The 17273-nt window shown below is 65.4% G+C and carries 15 protein-coding genes; 9 read left to right on the forward strand and 6 right to left on the reverse strand.

Features of this window, described 5'->3' with window-relative positions; genetic code table 11:
• The 6 genes from SX243_18680 to SX243_18705 all read left to right on the forward strand — a co-directional run.
• Positions 1-1365, forward strand: a 1365-nt coding sequence (locus SX243_18680; protein MDY7095004.1) for a hypothetical protein, incomplete at its 5' end; no start/stop codon positions are given.
• A gap of 286 nt (positions 1366-1651) precedes the next feature.
• On the forward strand, positions 1652-2797 hold the full coding sequence (locus SX243_18685; protein MDY7095005.1) for an acyl-CoA dehydrogenase family protein: 1146 nt from the start codon (positions 1652-1654) through the stop codon (positions 2795-2797).
• Positions 2794-4173 (forward strand): HupE/UreJ family protein, encoded by a 1380-nt coding sequence (locus tag SX243_18690; GenBank protein MDY7095006.1) that lies wholly within the window; start codon positions 2794-2796, stop codon positions 4171-4173. Before SX243_18685 ends, SX243_18690 begins: the two co-directional genes overlap by 4 nt.
• A 25-nt stretch (positions 4174-4198) precedes the next feature.
• Positions 4199-5815: an amino acid adenylation domain-containing protein gene (locus SX243_18695; protein MDY7095007.1), complete on the forward strand. Its 1617-nt coding sequence runs from the start codon at positions 4199-4201 to the stop codon at positions 5813-5815.
• Entirely contained in the window at positions 5808-6089 is a 282-nt protein-coding gene (locus tag SX243_18700) for an acyl carrier protein (GenBank protein ID MDY7095008.1), read from the forward strand. The genes SX243_18695 and SX243_18700 overlap by 8 nt, the downstream gene beginning before the upstream one ends.
• Before the next feature lie 19 nt (positions 6090-6108).
• Positions 6109-10473, forward strand: a complete 4365-nt coding sequence (locus SX243_18705; protein ID MDY7095009.1) for an amino acid adenylation domain-containing protein — start codon at positions 6109-6111, stop codon at positions 10471-10473.
• Between the two features lie 106 nt (positions 10474-10579).
• On the opposite strand, the gene SX243_18710 is transcribed toward SX243_18705, so the two are convergent.
• The gene (locus SX243_18710) at positions 10580-11362 is read right to left on the reverse strand and encodes a glycosyltransferase family A protein (protein ID MDY7095010.1); all 783 of its coding nucleotides are present in this window, start codon (positions 11360-11362) and stop codon (positions 10580-10582) included.
• Between the two features lie 168 nt (positions 11363-11530).
• On the opposite strand from SX243_18710, the gene SX243_18715 reads away from it, so the two are divergent.
• Both SX243_18715 and SX243_18720 read left to right on the forward strand, forming a co-directional pair.
• Positions 11531-11971: a biopolymer transporter ExbD gene (locus tag SX243_18715; protein MDY7095011.1), complete on the forward strand. Its 441-nt coding sequence runs from the start codon at positions 11531-11533 to the stop codon at positions 11969-11971.
• 135 nt (positions 11972-12106) lie between these two features.
• A complete protein-coding gene (locus SX243_18720) occupies positions 12107-12565 on the forward strand; it encodes a helix-turn-helix transcriptional regulator (protein MDY7095012.1) in 459 nt (152 codons plus the stop codon).
• Here SX243_18720 and SX243_18725 read toward each other — a convergent pair.
• The 4 genes from SX243_18725 to SX243_18740 form a co-directional block, all read right to left on the reverse strand.
• Entirely contained in the window at positions 12461-12751 is a 291-nt protein-coding gene (locus SX243_18725) for a hypothetical protein (GenBank protein MDY7095013.1), read from the reverse strand. The genes SX243_18720 and SX243_18725 overlap by 105 nt on opposite strands.
• A 137-nt stretch (positions 12752-12888) precedes the next feature.
• The gene (locus tag SX243_18730; GenBank protein ID MDY7095014.1) at positions 12889-13479 is read right to left on the reverse strand and encodes a hypothetical protein; all 591 of its coding nucleotides are present in this window, start codon (positions 13477-13479) and stop codon (positions 12889-12891) included.
• Positions 13480-15308: 1829 nt separating this feature from the next.
• The gene (locus SX243_18735) at positions 15309-15890 is read right to left on the reverse strand and encodes a hypothetical protein (protein ID MDY7095015.1); all 582 of its coding nucleotides are present in this window, start codon (positions 15888-15890) and stop codon (positions 15309-15311) included.
• The gene (locus SX243_18740; protein MDY7095016.1) at positions 15890-16153 is read right to left on the reverse strand and encodes a hypothetical protein; all 264 of its coding nucleotides are present in this window, start codon (positions 16151-16153) and stop codon (positions 15890-15892) included. Before SX243_18740 ends, SX243_18735 begins: the two co-directional genes overlap by 1 nt.
• A 365-nt stretch (positions 16154-16518) precedes the next feature.
• Here SX243_18740 and SX243_18745 point away from each other — a divergent pair, with 365 nt between their 5' ends.
• Positions 16519-16944, forward strand: coding sequence for a GNAT family N-acetyltransferase (locus SX243_18745; GenBank protein ID MDY7095017.1), 426 nt, complete (start codon positions 16519-16521; stop codon positions 16942-16944).
• Between the two features lie 74 nt (positions 16945-17018).
• Here the strand turns inward: SX243_18745 and SX243_18750 are convergent.
• A partial coding sequence (locus tag SX243_18750; protein ID MDY7095018.1) for a zinc ribbon domain-containing protein occupies positions 17019-17273 on the reverse strand: 255 nt, incomplete at its 5' end.

Consider the following 17273-nt stretch of genomic DNA (forward strand, 5'->3'; position numbering starts at 1 on the left):
CTGCTGCTCTTCCCTACCGTCGAGCGCCTCGGCGGCGCCGTGGGCGCCCACAATGCCACCGCCCGGTGGCAGGTCACCGAGCCCCTATCGGCCCTCGCTCTGGACCGCCTGCTGGCCAGCCTCACCGTCTCCGGCACCGACCGCGGCGCCACCACCGCCCTGAGCTTCCTGCTCCTCGGCCTGGCGCTCTGGGGTGCGGTGGCGCTGGCGCGGCAGCATCCCCGTCGAGCCTATTGGCTCATCGGCCTGTGGATCCTTCCCATCGCCACCTGGCTGGCGATCCTGGTGGCCTTCGGTCATTGGTACAACGTGCGCTACACCTCCGCCGGCCTGCCCGCCTTCCTGGCGTTGGTGGCGGTGGGAGGAGTCGACCTGTGGCAACGGCTGTGGCGATGGGCCCCCGGCCGGTGGAAAGCGGGCCCGGGCAACCTCGGCCGGAGCCGGCTGATCCCGGACGCCCTGCTGGCGCTGGGGCTCATCGTCCTCCTCGCTCCGCTCTGGCAGACCGCCCGCGCCGAGCCGCGGGAGAAGCCCGACTGGCGAGGCGTCGCCCGGCTCCTGGGGGAGCTGGCGGAGCCCGGAGAACCCGTGATCTCCAGAGGCTTCTGGGGCGCTACCTGCGTGGGTCACTATCTCGAGAAGCTGGAGATCCCCCTGGAGGTCCACGAGGTCAACTACGACCCCGCCCGGGCCCGGGAGCTAACGACACGACACCCTCGAGCCTGGGTGCTCTCTGCGGGTTTTCGCGAGGTACCCGAATTTCGCGCCTGGACCCACGACCTCGACCCCGTGCTGCGCCGCCCCCTGGGCCAGATCGAGCTCTTCTTCTTCCCCGGCTTTCGGGAGCTCCTCGACAACCCCCGGCGGGTCGAGAAGCTGACCGCGGTGGCCCGAGAGCTCGGCGAGGAGCCGGCACGCCGGGACTTTGGTGCCTCCGAGCTGCTGCTGGGCACCGGCTGGTCGTACCCGGAGACGGCGCCGGACGGCATGACCTTCCGCTGGGCGCAGGGGGCAGCAGCGCAGATCGCCCTGTCTTGGAGCCCTCCGGAAGGACCCGAGGAGAAGCCTCGGCAGCTGCGTCTGCGGTTGCTGCCCTTCCCGAGCCCCGATCGTCCTCCCCAAACGCTGGAGGTCGCCGTCCAGGGGGCCGCTGGCGAGGTCGTGGCCGACCCCATCACCCTCGAACCCGGATGGCAGGAGGTCTCTATTCCTCTATCGTCGTCCATCGACAGCAAGGCCAAGAACCTGGCGCTGGTGACCTTCCGCTTCGGCTGGAGTCAATCCCCCCGGGATCTCGACCCCGCCTCGGCGGACCCCCGCTCCCTCGCCGTGGCCTTCGACTTCGCGGAGGTGGTGGCCCCGTAGCCAAGCTCAGCCCTGGAGGTAGTGTCCTAGTTTGAACTCCGCGAAGACTCCGAGGCACCCGCCGCAGGCGAAAGTCGGAGCGGAAGAACGCGCGGAACTGTCTGAGCGCCAGCGAGTTTTCCGCGCGCCGCTCCGACGCCACTGCCTGCGGTGGCGAGCAGTGCCGAGGCCTGAGCGGATTCAGACTAGGACACTACCTCCCTGGAACAGGGCGAGACCTCCGCCGCCGCCTGTGTCAAACTCGCGACCACCCGAAGCCCCAACCCCAAACCCCGAACCCCCGACCATGCATTTCGACTGGACCCAAGATCAGCTAGAGCTTCGCCAAGGGGCGGTGGACTTCGCCCGGGCGCGGCTGTCGGACGAGGTGATCCAGCGGGATCGGGAGGAGACCTTCCCGCGGGACCTGTGGGATGCCTGCGGTGACTTCGGACTCCAGGGGATCATGGCTCCGGAGGACCGGGGCGGCGGCGGACAGGATCTGCTCTCGGCGGTGGCGGTCTTCGAAGGCATCGGCTATGGCGCCCTCGACAACGGACTGGTCTTCTCCGTAGCGGCCCACGCCGCCTCCTGCGAGGGCCCCCTCTCCACCTACGGCAGCGACGAGCAGAAAGACCGCTGGCTGCCGGGACTGGCGGACGGCTCCCTGGTCGGCGCCACCGCCATCACCGAGCCCGACTCCGGCTCCAACGCCCTCGGCCTGGCCACCGAAGCGCGGCAGGACGGCGACCACTGGATCCTCGACGGCTCCAAGACCTTCGTCACCAACGCGCCGGTGGCGGATCTCTTCATCGTCTACGCCCGCACCGGCGGCGGTGGCTTCTCCGGCCTCAGCTGCTTCCTCATCCCCCGCGACACCGAGGGACTGACGGTGGGGCCGCCGATGGAGAAGATGGGCTTGCGCACCAGCCCCATGGCCCAGATCTACCTCAGCGGCTGCCGCCTGCCGGCCTCCGCGGTGGTGGGCAGGGTGGGATCCGGCGCCATGATCTTCAACCAGACCATGGACATCGAGCGGCTGCTGGTGATGGCGCCGGCGGTGGGGGTGATGGAGCGGCTGCTGGAGCGCTGCGTCGCCCACGCCCGGCAGCGCAACACCGGCGCCGGCCCCATCGGCAAACAACAGTCCATCGCCCACCGCATCGCCGACATGGAGCTGCGGCTGGAGAGCTCCCGGCTGCTGCTCTACCGCGCCGCCTGGCGCCGGCTGCACCGCGGCACCGCCACCCGCGAGTCCGCCCTCGCCAAGCTCGCCGTCAGCGAGGCCTACGTGGCCACCTGCCGGGATGCGGTACAAATTTTCGGCGGCTACGGCTACATGGTGGATTATCAGCTCGAGCGCGAGCTCCGCGACGCCCTGGCGACCACCCTCTACGTGGGGACGTCGGAGATCCAACGCAATTTGATCGCGGGTTTGAGAGGACTGGGATGACCATCGATTCTCGCCGGAAGCCGTATCGTCGAAAGCCCTATCGCCGAAAGCCCTATCGCCGAAAGCCAGGTCAGGGCACGGCCGTCACCGCCAAGAGCCGGCGGCTCAGAACCTGGCTGTGGGGCCTGATCCTCGTCCTCGCCGCAACCGTCGGCCCGCAGAGTAGCGCCCACAACATCGGCCAGAGCTACCTCTACCTGCAGATTTACCAGGACACGGTCACCGGGCGCTTCGAGATCGCTCTCTCGGACCTCAACGCAGCCAAGATCTTCGCCAGCACCGGGGACGACATCACCGCTGAAGACTTGGACTTCGAGATCAATCTTTCCGATCTCGATCCGGCGGCCGGCTTCACCGCCGTCGAGAGCGGCATCACCGCCGAGAATCTGGACCAGCAGGTCGGCCTGCTCCAGGACTACTACCGCGACCACGTCACCATCCGCCACCAGGGCAAGCCCTTGGGCATCCGCTTCCGCGAGCACGGTTTTCTCAACGCCAAGGGCGGCTACGTTCTCCTACCCTTCGACCTGGAGGGACTGGAGGGCGTGCCGGAGAGCCTGACCTTCGACTATTCGGTGCTCTTCGACGAGACCCCCGACCATCGCGGCTATCTGCTGGTGGAGCACAATTGGGCCACCGGCACCTTCGCCAACGAGAATGGCATCTCCCTGACCTTCACCCCGGACTCCCGACGGCAGGAGTACCATCTCACCACCTCCGGCCGCATGACCGGCTTCCTAGCGGTGGCGCGGATGGGCATCGAGCACATCTGGATCAGCCTCGACCACCTCTTCTTCCTCGTCGCCCTGCTCTTCGCCGCAGTCTTGCGCAAGAAGGATCGACGGTGGGCGGCGGAAGAGCGCTTCATGCCGGCGTTCCTCAAGGTGGTCCGCATCGTGGTCGCCTTCTCCCTCGCCCACAGCGTCACCCTGAGCCTCGCGGGCCTGGGCATCTTCAATCTGCCGGGGCGCTGGGTGGAGGTGATCGTCGCGGTCTCCATCGCCCTCGCCGCCATCAATCTGCTCATCCCGATCTTTGACCGCAAGGCCTGGCTGGTAGCGCTGGGCTTCGGCTTCTTCCACGGTTTCAGCTTCGCCCGAACCCTCTGGAAGATGGGAGCCTTGGAGGATCATGAGGGGCTCTCCCTCTTCGCCTTCAACCTCGGCATCGAGATCGGTCAGATGGTCGTCGTGGTGGCGTTGGTGCCGGTGCTCCTCCTGGTCCGCCGCTGGAAGATCTACCGCCAATGGGCCCGGCCGGCGGCGGCAGCGTTCATCCTCCTCATCTCCTCCGCCTGGTTCATCGAACGCGCCTTTGACGTCGACATCCCCATCACCGAGACCGGCCAGGCCGTGATCGAGAAGGTTCTGCCCTGAGCCGGCGGAGCTCGTTTTCCCCGTGATGCTTCTCCACCACTTGCTGGACCAGGCCGCCCAGCGGCGCCCGGAGGCCGACGCCGTGCGCTGCGACGGCGAATCCCTCAGCTGGGGCGAGCTCTACCGCCGGGCCAACGGCATTGCCCAGGCGCTGCAGGAGACCGGCCTCGGGCGGCGGGATCGGGTGGCGGTGCTCCTGGGCAAAGGCCTGCGGGTGCCGGCGAGCTTCTACGGAGCTCTGGCCGCCGGCGGCGTGCTGGTGCCCATCGACCCCAAATCCCCCGCGGAGCAAATCGCCCGCATCCTCACCGCCACCGGCGCCAGCCACCTGGTGACGGAGCCGCAACGGGCCAAGACGGTCCGCCAGGCTCTCGATGCGATGGACCAGACCGGAGGTCTCGAGACGCCGCGAGTCCTGGGGCTCGAGACGGAGGACGAGCCCCTTCCCTGGAGCAGCCTCCTGGAGCAGGCCCAGGACCGGCCGCCGGAGGCTTCCGTCATCGACACGGACCCGGTCTACATCCTCCACACCTCCGGCTCCACCGGCGTCCCCAAGCTCATCCAGCACACCCACCGCAGCGCCCTGAGCTTCGCCCAATGGGCGGCGAAGGAATACTCCCTGACCCCGGACGACCGGCTGAGCAACCACTCCTCCCACCACACCTGCTTCGCCACCTTCGACTACTACGCCGCCGCCCGCGCTGGCGCCTGCACCGTGATCCTGACCCCGGCGGTGATGATGATGCCGCCGAGCCTGGCGACGCTGCTGGAGCGGGAGCGGGTCTCCGTGTGGTACTCGGTGCCCACGGCGCTGGTCCACCTCTCCCTCCGGGGCACCCTCGAAGAACGCGACCTCAGCGCCCTGCGCTGGGTGCTCTTCGCCGGCGAAACCTTCCCCGCCAAGCACCTCCAGCGGCTGATGCAGCAACTCCCGGAGGCCCGCTTCAGCCACGTCTACGGCTCCACCGAAGTTAACGTCTGCACCTACTACCACCTGCCCGACTACCACCTACCCGGCTCTCCGACTTCCGACGCCCTTCCCCCCGATCCGCTGCCAATCGGGAGGCCGTGCTCCAACGCCCGTGCCCTGGTGGTGGACGGCGACCTTCGGCCGGTGGCGGACGGCGAGGAGGGGGAGCTGTTGATCCGCGGCTCGACGGTGATGTCCGGCTATTGGGGTGATCCGGAGCGCAACCGCCAGGTGCTGGTGCGCCGCCCCGCCGACGGCGGCTTGGACGAAACCTACTTCCGCACCGGCGACCGGGTGCGGGTGCAGGAGGACGGCAATCTGGCCTTCGTCGCCCGGGCCGATCTCCAGATCAAAGTGCGCGGCCACCGAGTCGAGCTGGGGGAGATCGAAACCGCGCTGCTCTCCCTCCCCGGCATCGAAGAGGCCGCCGCCTTCGCCCTCCCCGACGGCGAGAGCAGTTGGACCCTCCGCGCGGCGGTGGTGGTGGCCACCGGCAGCGACGGAAGGAGCGATCGGGAGATCGTCGCCGGTCTGAAGCAAAAGCTCCCGTTGCAGGCTCTGCCAGCCCGCATCCTGCGGCTGCCGGCACTGCCCCGAACCCCTACCGGCAAAGTCGACCGCAAGGCCTTGCGAAGGCAGGCCGAAGCGGAGGAGGCAGCCCAAGATGGCTGAGAGATCTACCAGCTCGGAGCAGCTCGACCCTCGAGAAGTCGAGAGCCGCATCGTCGCCTTCATCGAAGGCGAGCTGCTGCCGCCGGGGAGCACCATCCAGCCCGACGACGACCTGCTCTCCGGCGAGATCATCGACTCCCTAGGGGCCCTGCGGCTGGCGGACTTCGTCCAGGAAGAATTCCGCTTTCAGCTCGACCCCACCGAATTCGTGGTGGAGAACTTCCAGAACGTCGCCGTGCTCACCGGCTTCGTCTGCCGAACCTGCACCAGCTGAGAACCCATCGGCCCGCCCCATGAGCTCTTCCGACAACCAGCCCCACCTCACCCACAGCCAAACCCAGATCTGGCTCGGCCAGCGGCTGCACCCCGACAGCCCGCTCTACAACATGGCCTTCGCCTTCGTCTTCCCGGAAGCGCTGGATGCAGAGCGCTTCCGCCGCGCCTGGCGGCAGGTGGCGAACGCCAGCGACGCCCTGCGCACCCGGATCCGGGAGACCGGCGGCGGCGTGCAACGAACCCTCGCAGAGACGGCGCCGGATACCGAGGTTGTGGATTGGCGACAGCGAGAAGACTCCGCCGACACCTTCCACCGCTGGTGCCGCGCCCGCAGCGCCCACCCCCTACCCCTCGGCGGACCGCTGGTGGACAGCGTGCTGGTGCTCCTCGACGATGGGACCACCGGCTGGTACCTCAACCAACATCACCTGATCACCGACGCCTGGTCCACCCTCCTCCTCTACCGCGAGGTGGCGGCGGAGTACGAAGCCGCTCACCCGGCAGGCGATCCCGCCGACAGCGAGCGCTCACCCTTGGAGCCCTACTACCCCACGGCCGGAGGCCTGGTGGAAGCCGGCGCCGCTCGGGAAGGTCAACAGCAGAGGACTCGGGAGCATTGGGCGAGCTACCACGATGCCACCACCCGTTCCGTGCCCCTCTACGGCCACCCCTCGCTCAGCTCCGGCGGCGAGACCCACAGCTCCGGCGGCGAGACCCCGAGCACCGCCAACACCCGCTGGACCCTGGAGCTCGACCCCCGCCGCTCCCAGACCCTCGAAGCGCTGATCCAACAACCGGGCTTCCGCAGCCTGTCCCCGGACCTCTCCCGCTTCGCCCTCTTCGCCACCCTTCTCACCAGCTGGCTGCACCGCGTCAGCGACCGCCGGGAGCTGCGCTTCGATGCCCCAGTGGCGGGGCGCCCCACCGCCGCCGCCAAGCGCTCCCTGGGGCTCTTCATCGAGGTCTTCCCCTTTGCCGTCACCGTCGGCCCGCGGGAGACCTTCCGCAGCCTCGGCGCCCGCTGCCTGGCGGAGGCCCAAAGCTTCCTCCGCCACGCCCTCCCGGGGCTGAGCAATCCCTCCGGCGCCACCGCCGCCAACGTGGTGCTCAACTACTTCCCCGGCTCCTTCGGCCCTTTCGCCGGCCTGGCTCCGCAGATCGAGTGGGTGCACCCCGGCCACGCCGACAGCGTCCACGCCCTGCGCCTCCAGGTCCACGACTTCGCCGGCTCCGGCGCTCTGACCCTGCACTTCGATCACCACCAGGCCACCCTGCCGGAAGCGCTCCAGCGCCGTAGCCTGAAGCATTTCGAGAGGCTGCTGGACGCCCTGCTGGAAGACCCCGACCGCCCCATCGCCACCGTCGACCTGCTCACCGGCGAGGAGAAGAAAGCCCTCGCCAGTCTGAACGCTGCTGCCCCCTCGAAGGACACCGAGTCCGCGCCGCAGCCCCGCCCCACTGTGGTCCACAGCTTCCTCCACCAGGCCCGTAAGGAGCCCCGGCGAACCGCCCTGCGCCAAGGCGGCGAGACTCTCACCTTCGGCGAGCTCACGGAGCGTTCCGGCGCCCTGGCGGCGGCGCTGCTGGACCGCGGCCTCCAGCCCGGCGACCGGGTGCTCCTGGCCTGCCGCCGCTCCCTGGACGCGGTGGTGGCCGTCCTCGCCGTGCTCCGCGCCCGTCTGGCCTACGTTCCGGTGGACGCCCAGGCTCCGGCGGCCCGGCTGGAACAGATCCTCGAAGACTCCGGCGCCCGCCTGGTGCTGACGGACGACTTGGAGAGTCGAAAGCTCCCTCCAACGGTGTCCGCGGTCACCTTCTCCCAGGAGCTGGCCCAGGGGATGGCCCAGGGGATCGAGATTCAGCGCGCAGAGCTGCCGGAGCCGTCGCCCCAGGACCTCGCCTATCTCCTCTATACCTCCGGTTCCACCGGCCGCCCCAAGGGCGTACTGGTGGAGCACGGCGGCCTCTCCGACTACCTGCAGTGGGCAGAGGGGCGCTACCTGCGGGGGGAGCGCATGGTCTTCGCCCTCTGCACCTCCCTGGCCTTCGACCTCACCGTCACCAGCCTCTTCCTGCCGCTGATCACCGGCGGCACGCTGGAGATCTACCCTGAGCCCAACGATCCGGACGCCGGCAGCGCTCCCGACACCGCCTTCCTCGATGCCGCTGCCAACGACACCGTTGAATTCTTGAAGCTCACTCCTTCCCATCTGGCGCTGCTGGTGCGCCGGGGACTGGAGTCCTCCCATCTGAAGCGGCTCATCGTCGGCGGCGAGGCCTTTCCGCCGTCCCTGGCGGCGGCGGTGAGCACCCAGCTTCACGAGCGGGCGGAGATCTCCAACGAGTACGGGCCGACGGAGGCTGTGGTGGGATGCATTGAGCACCGCTACGACCCGGCAGAGCCCCCCACCGGCGCCAGCGTCGCCATCGGCCAGCCGGCGGATCTCGTGACGGTGGAGATCCTCAACCCCGCCCAGAGCCCCGTGCCCCTGGGCACCCCGGGGGAGCTGTGGGTCTCCCTCCCCGGCCTGGCCCGCGGCTACCACCGCCGCCCGGCCCTCACCGCCCAAAGCTTCCAGCCGGCTCCCCGACTTGCACCGGGCACCGGTCCGAAGGAAGACCAGCCCGGAAGCCGCCGCTACCGCACCGGCGACCGCGTGCGCCTCAACGAGGCCGGCAGCCTCGAATACCTCGGCCGCCTGGACCGCCAGGTGAAAGTCTCCGGCTTCCGCATCGAGCCCGGGGAAATCGAAGCCGCGCTGCTGGCCCTGCCCCAAGTCGAAGCCTGCGCCGTCCTGCCCCGGCGCCTCGGGCCCGCCCCGTCTGCCCCCTCCCCCGGCGCCCCCTCCTCCAAAGCCCAATCCGGCGCCCCACAGCACGCCGAGACCCGCTACTGCGTCCGCTGCGGCCTCTCCTCCCGCTACCCCCGGGCGGAGCTCGACGCCGACGGCGTGTGCCGTATCTGCCGCTCCTACGAAGCGATCAAGGACCACGCCCAGGCCTACTTCAAGAGTCTGGACGAGCTGGAGGAGCTCTTCACCGCCTCCCGCCAAGCCCACCCCGACGCGCCCTACGACTGCATGATGCTCTACAGCGGCGGCAAGGACAGCAGCTACGCCCTGTGCCGGCTAGTGGAGATGGGGCTCTCGGTCTACACCTTCACCCTCGACAACGGCTTCATCGCCGAGGGCGCCAAGGAGAACATCCGCCGCATCGCCGCCCAGCTCGGCGTGCCGGTGGAATTCGCCACCACCCCGGCCATGAACGCCATCTTCCGCGACAGCCTGCTGCGCTTCTCCAACGTTTGCAACGGCTGCTTCAAGGCCATCTACACCCTCAGCATGCAGCGCGCCCGGGAGCTGGGCATCCCCTGCATCGTCACCGGCCTGTCCCGCGGCCAGATGTTCGAGACCCGCCTCACCGAAGAGCTTTTCCGCGGCGGCCGGCGCAGCGCCGAGGAGATCGACGCCGCGGTGCTGGCGGCGCGCAAGACCTACCACCGCATGAACGACGAGGTCTCCCGCTCGCTCGACGTCGCCGCCTTCCAGGACGACGCCATCTTCGAGCAGGTGCGCTTCGTCGACTTCTACCGCTATTGCGACGTCGAGCTCGACGAGGTCCTCTCCTACCTGCGCCGAGAGGTCCCCTGGGTGCGCCCGGAGGACACCGGCCGCTCCACCAACTGCCTGATCAACGACGCCGGCATCTACGTCCACCAGCGCGAGCGCGGCTTCCACAACTACGCCCTGCCCTACAGCTGGGACGTGCGCCTGGGCCACAAAGACCGCGACGCCGCCCTGGCCGAGCTCGACGACCATCTCGACGAGGCCCACGTGCGGAGCATCCTGGCGCAGGTCGGCTACGACCCGGAGCAGGCCGCCCAAAGCACCGGCGCCACGGTGTTGGAGGCGTTCTACGTCCCCCGGGGCGAGACCTCGCCGGAGGACCTCCGCCAGCAGCTGGCAGAGCATCTCCCCGCCCCCCTCATCCCCTCCCGCTTCCACCCGGTGGAGACCCTCCCCCTGACCCCCAACGGCAAAGTCGACACCGCCGCCCTGGCCGAGCTCGCTGGCGATGGCCGCCCCCGGACCCCGTACCGCGTGCCGGAAGGTCCGGTGGAAGAGTTCTTGGTGGAGATCTGGCAGGAGGAGCTCGGCTGGCAGGAAGCCCCGGAAACCCACCGCATCGGCGCCGACGACCATTTCTTCGAGCTCGGCGGCACCTCCCTGGCAGCCCTCCAGGTGATGCTCCGCCTGTGCCAAGAATTCGTCCTCGACCTCCCCCTCGACGCCCTCTTCTCCCACCCCACCCTTGCCCAGCTGGCGCGCTACGCGGAGGACCAGATTCTGGCGGAGGATGCGGAGCTGGTAGAAGAGAGCTGACTTCAGCCCCGCGAGGGGTTGAAACCCCTCGCTACTCCATATCGGCCCTGGCGGGACGACACCCCCAACCCATCCAAGACCCCTGAGGGAGCCGGCTTTCAGCGCCTCAAAGCATCGCCCGGAAATTCCGCACCAGATACCCCCCCACCGCCAACCGCTGCCCCACCGAAAGCTCTCGAAAGCCCTCGATGCGCGAGTTGGTCTCGGTATAGAGCGACAGCCGCCGCAGCCGGTCCCGAGCGCGCAGAAACTCCCGGTGGGTTACCTGCATCGACCGCCGAAAGACCACCCGCAGATCCGGCCGCTCCCGCACCATCCGATGCACGAGCTCACTATCCCCCGCCCGCCGCCACTCCTCGAAGAGCCCCACCTCCTCGAACACCGACGCCCGCACCGCCAGGTTGTTGGCGTAGGCAAAAGAATGCGCCGGCGGCAGGTGGTGCAGACAGTACTCGGTCTTGGCGTTCTCGTACGCCCCCAGCAGCCGCAGCCCCCACGACGCCTCCTCCGGATACCGGCAATGCCCCACCAACACCCCCACCGAATCCTCCTCCATCCCCTCCCGAATCTCCGCCAACCACCGCGGGTGCGCCGTGCAATCGGCGTCGGTGAAAGCGAGGATCTCCCCCCGAGCATGACGAATCCCGGTGTTGCGGGCCGCGTAGGCACCGGGAGTGTCTTCGGAAAGGAAAGTGATTCTGGGGTCTTGCTCTACGAAGCGTTGCGCGATGGTGACGGAGTCGTCGGTGGAGCGGTTGTCGATGAGAAGAATCTCGAACGCCCCATCCACCTCTTGCTGAGCGAGGAGAGAGTCGACGCAGGCGGCTAGGTGGTGTTGCTGGTTGTAGAAGGGGATGAGGATGGAGAGGGGTGGGCGGGCGGAGGACATGGGGAGGGGAGTCTAGCAGCCACGATTGCAGGGCCGAGGCCCGCGAGAGCGAGAGGTTGCTGACCGCATCCAGGCCACGAAGACTCCACCGCGCGGGGAACTCGCCGGACCGTGGAAGTGTCCAAGTCAGTAAGAACCCCCTGCGAACCGCCCCCCCTTGGAGGTCTCATGTTGATCGACCGCAACCTTCCCAGCGCCGACATTCCCACCTCGTCGATGGCGGACATCGCGTTCCTGCTGGTGATTTATTTCATGCTCACCACCACCTTCGCAGCCACCATGGGCCTCGACCTGCAATTCCCCGAAGAGCCTGAGCACCCCGCCGCAGTCGACCCGGTGGAGTCGGTGCATCTGAGGGTCTTACCCAATGGAGCTCTCGACGTCGATGGGCACAGAATGGACCTAGACAATCTGCTCGCCTACCTCGCCCCCAAACTCGCAGTCAATCCGAGCAAACCCGTCATCGTGCAACCGGAAGCGGCGACCCCCTATGGCCACATGGTGGCCGTGCTCGACGAGCTCCGGCAGGGGAGAGAGCGCTTGAGGCTGGAGCGGGAGATCAGTATTGCGATTCCTACGGAGAGGGAGCGTCGGGGTTTTTGGTTGTGAGGTTGGGGCGTGGTCGGTCAACGTGTGCTCTGTAGTCGCAGAAGGCAAGTTCGACCTTGCTCAACGCCGTCTCCGAGACCTTGAAGAGCTGCGACGAGCGCAAGAGGATCCTCGAATGGTGACCTCCACCCAAAAATCGAGCGGGAACAACTTCACCAACCTCGGTTTGAGCCCCAAAAAGCTGGAAATCTGAAAGTCCGGTCAGACTTGATGATCGCGCTTGCAAAGCTGATCGACGACCGCGGCCTCACCCAGACTGCTGCGGCTGGCCTGCGCGACGTAACGCAACCGAGGATCAGTGATCTAGTACTCGGAAAGATCGACCGATTCAGCGTTGATAGCTTGATCGAGATGCTTGGGTCATGCTGGGGCGGAGGTTTCGTTCGCGATCAAGGGTGGCAGGGAGGTAATTTAACGTTCCTTGAACGAACCAAAAGACCGGAGCAAAGTGGCGGCCAGAAAGTCCTTCCGGCTGACTTTGCCAAGGACTCAGCTTGCCCTTTCCTTAAATCTAACCCTAACGCTAATGCTTTGGATAATGCCACTTGCCCCAATCATCATCAAGTGCCTTACGCCTATCACCTCGAGCAGTGAATCATCCGGACACATACCCTTATTAGAATAGCTCTCCCCATCGCCTTCAGACCATGCCCAAGGATCTATTTCATCTCCCACTTGTATCGGCATGAATGGTGTTGATGACCAAAAGCCGGCAATAGGGTCATCCCTATATGAATTAACATATATCTCAACTCGATATCTAGTCAATCTAGCCTTCATGAAGTTCTCCTGGCAACTGCTCAAAAAAGATCTCAGAACACCGCCTTACCCTAGCGAGTTCTGTGACAAAAACGACAACGCAGGTCAGTGCGTCGACTCTCCAGCCAGGCGTGAGATTTTGCAATACCCTTTGAGCATCATCCCTCCAGCCTCTCAATAAGGTTCCCATCTAGGTCGCGCATCTCGAGCGCAAACTCTTCCTTAACTTGAAACTTATCACAGATCCCTACTTTAATCTTGCTCAGGAAATTGATAATATACTCTTCAAAAGTAGCCTCACTACTGAGTCTTACGCTATGAACACCCTCAGCATCTGCGATTTTCTGAGCCCCAAGCTGAAGAGGAAGAGGGGTTACCACGATTGCGCCACTGGCACCTGTATCCCTCATCCTGTAAACAATAGCACCGAGATCCTCTTGGGTTAGCCGTGACTTAACATAGCGACGACACTCCACTATCACAAATCCTCCACCCGCCTCAGCCACCCCCTTCGCATCAATTTCCCAGCATGTAACACCACCCTGGACCTTCTGCTTTCCTTCCACAAGCCGCAGACCAAACTCACCCGCTATATCATTAAGTAGATAACGAGCCACCTCCTCATAGGTCTTCCACGCCTTTCCCTCCTCAGCCATGCCAGTCACCCTTTCATTAAGCATCGCGACTTCAAATATAGCGTGGTCGGACGAACCTGCGGACCGAGCGGCCTCTTCCACTATGGAATTCAATGGGCTCTTAGGAGAGGCAGAGCGGAGAGTACGCCGTCGGAGGAGTCCGCCAGTGGATTGCAGTCATTTTCTCAAATGCTGCTGCATCGCAACCCCTTGCAGCCCACGGCGAAAGTCGGGCTGCGCTGGGAGGGGCCCCTCTCCGCCGAGTCTTCGTTCGTAAACCTCGTCGATGCCCTTATCGCCTGCGGTATTCCGGCCTTGACTTGGCGAAACACTGCTCGCTCCCGCTGGCGTCTGACTCTCAGCACAGGCTGCCAGATCATTCATCGATTCCTCGATGACCGCAGAACGAAAGCATATCGCAGCCTTGGGCTAAGAGCATCGCCCTCTCTGAGGCTGCTGTCACGGCCTCTCCAGGCGGAGCACTGGGTAGCTTCAGTTAGAGCATAGCGCCATGGGCGCATTGAGCTGCTGGCTCCCGACCACGTCAGCAACAACCTGCCGAACCGAACCCACTACCCCTCCCTCAACGCCACCCGCTCCATCTTCGCCACTAGCCCCGCCAACGCCCGAGACACTTCCAGTGCCAAGCGCCTCCCAAGGGTCGACTGCCCCATCGACCCCAGGCTCACCAGAGCCCCTGAGCCCGACGCAGGTCGCGCGCAACCGCAGCCAAGGTGAGGGGAACGACCGGACCATCCGGACCTTGCTTCCACTCCACCATCGCCGGATACGAATGTCGCTCGTAGACGCGAAAGGCCTCAGCAGCAAGTGGGGGCACCTGGATGCAGGGGTCGTCAAACGATCAAGAGCTGCATCTCTCCCAGATGGCTAGGTCAAGTGGACGGGGCAAAGTTGAGCGCTCCGTGTTCATCGCGGAATGGTGAACAAGATATATACGCTTGCCAGGCCTGCTAGCATTTCACTTGATGAAGCGACCGACACCCGCGAGGTAGGCAATCCACCGCCGGGTTGCCGCTCTGGCACAGGGCTTTGGTTGCCCTCCCAGCCAACGCAACCGGGTCGGAAGCAACCCAGGGAAGGAAGCGAAAATGACTGGGAAATTACTTATCAAGCCGCTGCTCGCAGGACTGATCTTGCTTGCAGTCGGGGCTCTCTGGATCCTGCCAGCCTATGCAGCTGACCAGGGATGGCTCGCCGAAGGCACCTCCATCATCGAGGAGCTTTGGGACGTGGCGAGAGGCTCGTGGTCTGGAGAGGCGTTCGAGGGCAATCCCGGCCCAGGTCTCGGGCCTACGATGGACCCGAATGGCTAGCGCACCGGGAACGGCAAAGGGAGGACCGACCTTCTGACTGACGATCTCGACTCGCTGGCTGAGACAATGCCCATGCCACCACTGCCTCAGCCTCAGCCTGTTCCTCCGGAGTGTAGCCGCTCAGAAGATGTCGGGCACGCCCTTCATACATTCGCCTTGCAAGCGAAGGAGCCAGTTGATGAAGAGGAGGCCCTTCCTCCTCCATCAGCCTGAACTCTTCGAAGGTGACCACGACTCCCGCCCCTTGAGGGTGCCGCTGCTTCGTAGCACCCACGCCGACCCAATTGACCTTTCTATCGATTCTATGGCTCTGGGCTTGGGCCCCAACACCGCCCACACCAATGACAGCGTTGAACTCGTGGAGCCGGATTCGGCCCATACAGTTGTAGATCCCGAAACGACCCATCGCGTCAGGGTCGCCAGTGTGTGTCCGTTTGTAGGTCAGAATGCGCATGACCTTCTCTAACCGCAGCGCCTAAAGGGGTTGCTACCAAGCGAAGCAAACGGGGGACCCACCTTCTGATCTCGAGAGTCAGAGCCCTCGGAAGAGTCTCCAGCTTCGGGAGCGAGTGCTCCGACTCCCAGCGCTTGGGGAGTCACTTGCTCGCGCTAGCCTTCGGCTTGGGACCTAGCACGGGTCAGGAGGTCGGCGACCTCCAGAGTGGGAGCCCAACGGTCGAGGTACTCGTTATCGAGCAAACCTCCCTGCACCTTGAAGACTCCGAGGATGTCCCCCCACTGGCGATCAGAGATCTCGTTTCCCAGCCGGTACCAGACGAGCTTGTGGAGGAGGGTATCCTCCGGAGTCGCGAATCGGATCACGACAGGCCCGTCAGGGGTGCGTAGAGTCTCAGAACGGGCTCGCCCCATCTCCTCGCGAGACCAAGCATCGTCCTTCATCACAAAGACATCCGCTTTGAACATAGTAGCCAGATGGATGACGTTGAACGACGCCCGCCGACGCACCGCATCAAGAATCCTGTCAACATCAACGTAGAAATCGCTGCCGAGCAAGCGTGCCAAAGGCTCTGCCTGCGAAGCAGTGATCTCAGCGACGAGATCGACATCCTGCGTAGCTCGGGGCACGCCATAGATCGAAGTCGCCAGCGAGCCCCCCACGAGGTACCGCACCCCCAGGGTATCGAGCACCTCAGCGACCTGCGCGACGATCCGAATCGGCTCCGACAGCATCAGTAACCGGCTTCGTCGGGATCCCAGCCAAAGGCCTCGCGCATCAAGTCCGGCTCAATCCAGCGGGATGCCAATCGCAGAGCCAGCTCTCGCTCGTCGGCCTCCGGGTGTCGGCGACGAATATCGATGAGTGCCAGCTCCTGCACGGCCCTGGTGAGCTGGCGCACCCGCTCCAACTTCTGGGCAACCGACATGGCTCGGTATCCCTCGATCAGGATGGCCTCGGCAGCGGGGTCGGTGTCGCTGGGAAGCTTGGATTTCACGGGAGAAGCGTAGCATGGCGCAGCAGGTTCTCCGTTCCAACATCCCTTGAATCACCCCATCGCCGAGAATCTATGAGCGGAGGCATTCAGCCCAGAGCGCAGGCCCCGATCGTCTGAGACCTGTTGCTCCTACCAGAAAGTTCTGCGCTGTGACCTGATGCCGGCGAGCCGCGCAGCAGCTCACGAGGCAGACTCGCGAAAGTGTGCGTGGCGCTGGCGTTCAAAACCCCTCGCCTGGAAAAGAAGGGCACTCTGCTTCCCAGTTTACCCACAATCCCTTGCCCCCCAGCCCCCGAAGCTGCCACAGTCAGCGCACCATGAGCTCGGAAATCCGCAGGCTAAAACCCGAAGACCTCACTGCAACCGTGGACGTATGGGTTCGCGCCCGGCGGGACGCCCAGCCCTGGCTGGAGCAGCGCTTGGGCTACACGGACGAGCAATATCTAGCGTTCTTCCGAGAGGTTGTCTGCGTCGAGCAGCAGGTGTGGATTGCAGCGGAGGGAGCCACGGTGTTGGGACTGCTGGCGATTCGGGACGGTGAGATCGACCAGCTCTACGTGGCGCCGGAGTTCCAGCGGCGGGGTGTCGGCAGCGCGTTGCTGGAGAAGGCTCGCGAGCTGAGCCCGGAAGGATTGGGGCTGTTCACCCACCGGAGGAACGAGAAGGCACGGCGCTTCTACGAGGCTCGGGGCTTTGTAGCCGTTCGCTTCGGGACGAGCCCACCGCCGGAAAATGAGCCGGATGTGCGGTATGAGTGGCGGCCTGAGCCACAGGCCAGTCCGATGGTTTAGAGGTCAGAGCCAAGGGAACGACTGGGCGGCCGGGGTCAAAGCACCCTGGGAAGGTCAGCCAGCCCTCGAGCACCTCATCCAGAAATATTCTGGATGTCCTCAAAAAGCGTCCGAAGACAGCGACTGCTCTTGCCCCAATCGAAGGCTTGCCCTTCAATTTCCGTAGCTCCCTCGATGTGGGTTCCCTCCCCGCTCTTGCGAACACCCACGAGCAGATCCCCTGCGAACGACCAAATATCGGACGGGAGCTTGGCGATGAGAAGGCACCCATCCTCGAATTGCCGAACAGCTTGCAGCGGGTGCCCCCGCTGAGCGAGGGAGCAAAGCGC

Source organism: Acidobacteriota bacterium (assembly GCA_034211275.1).
Classification (GTDB): Bacteria; Acidobacteriota; Thermoanaerobaculia; order Multivoradales; family JAHZIX01; genus JAGQSE01.

Excerpts from the sequence above, each read along its gene's own strand:
- SX243_18685 (MDY7095005.1), top strand. The coding sequence starts at position 1,652 with ATGCATTTCGACTGGACCCAAGATCAGCTAGAGCTTCGCCAAGGGGCG.
- SX243_18735 (MDY7095015.1), bottom strand. The coding sequence starts at position 15,890 with ATGCTGTCGGAGCCGATTCGGATCGTCGCGCAGGTCGCTGAGGTGCTC.
- SX243_18710 (MDY7095010.1), bottom strand. The coding sequence starts at position 11,362 with ATGTCCTCCGCCCGCCCACCCCTCTCCATCCTCATCCCCTTCTACAAC.
- SX243_18690 (MDY7095006.1), top strand. The coding sequence starts at position 2,794 with ATGACCATCGATTCTCGCCGGAAGCCGTATCGTCGAAAGCCCTATCGC.
- SX243_18715 (MDY7095011.1), top strand. The coding sequence starts at position 11,531 with ATGTTGATCGACCGCAACCTTCCCAGCGCCGACATTCCCACCTCGTCG.
- SX243_18705 (MDY7095009.1), top strand. The coding sequence starts at position 6,109 with ATGAGCTCTTCCGACAACCAGCCCCACCTCACCCACAGCCAAACCCAG.
- SX243_18700 (MDY7095008.1), top strand. The coding sequence starts at position 5,808 with ATGGCTGAGAGATCTACCAGCTCGGAGCAGCTCGACCCTCGAGAAGTC.
- SX243_18695 (MDY7095007.1), top strand. The coding sequence starts at position 4,199 with ATGCTTCTCCACCACTTGCTGGACCAGGCCGCCCAGCGGCGCCCGGAG.
- SX243_18725 (MDY7095013.1), bottom strand. The coding sequence starts at position 12,751 with ATGAAGGCTAGATTGACTAGATATCGAGTTGAGATATATGTTAATTCA.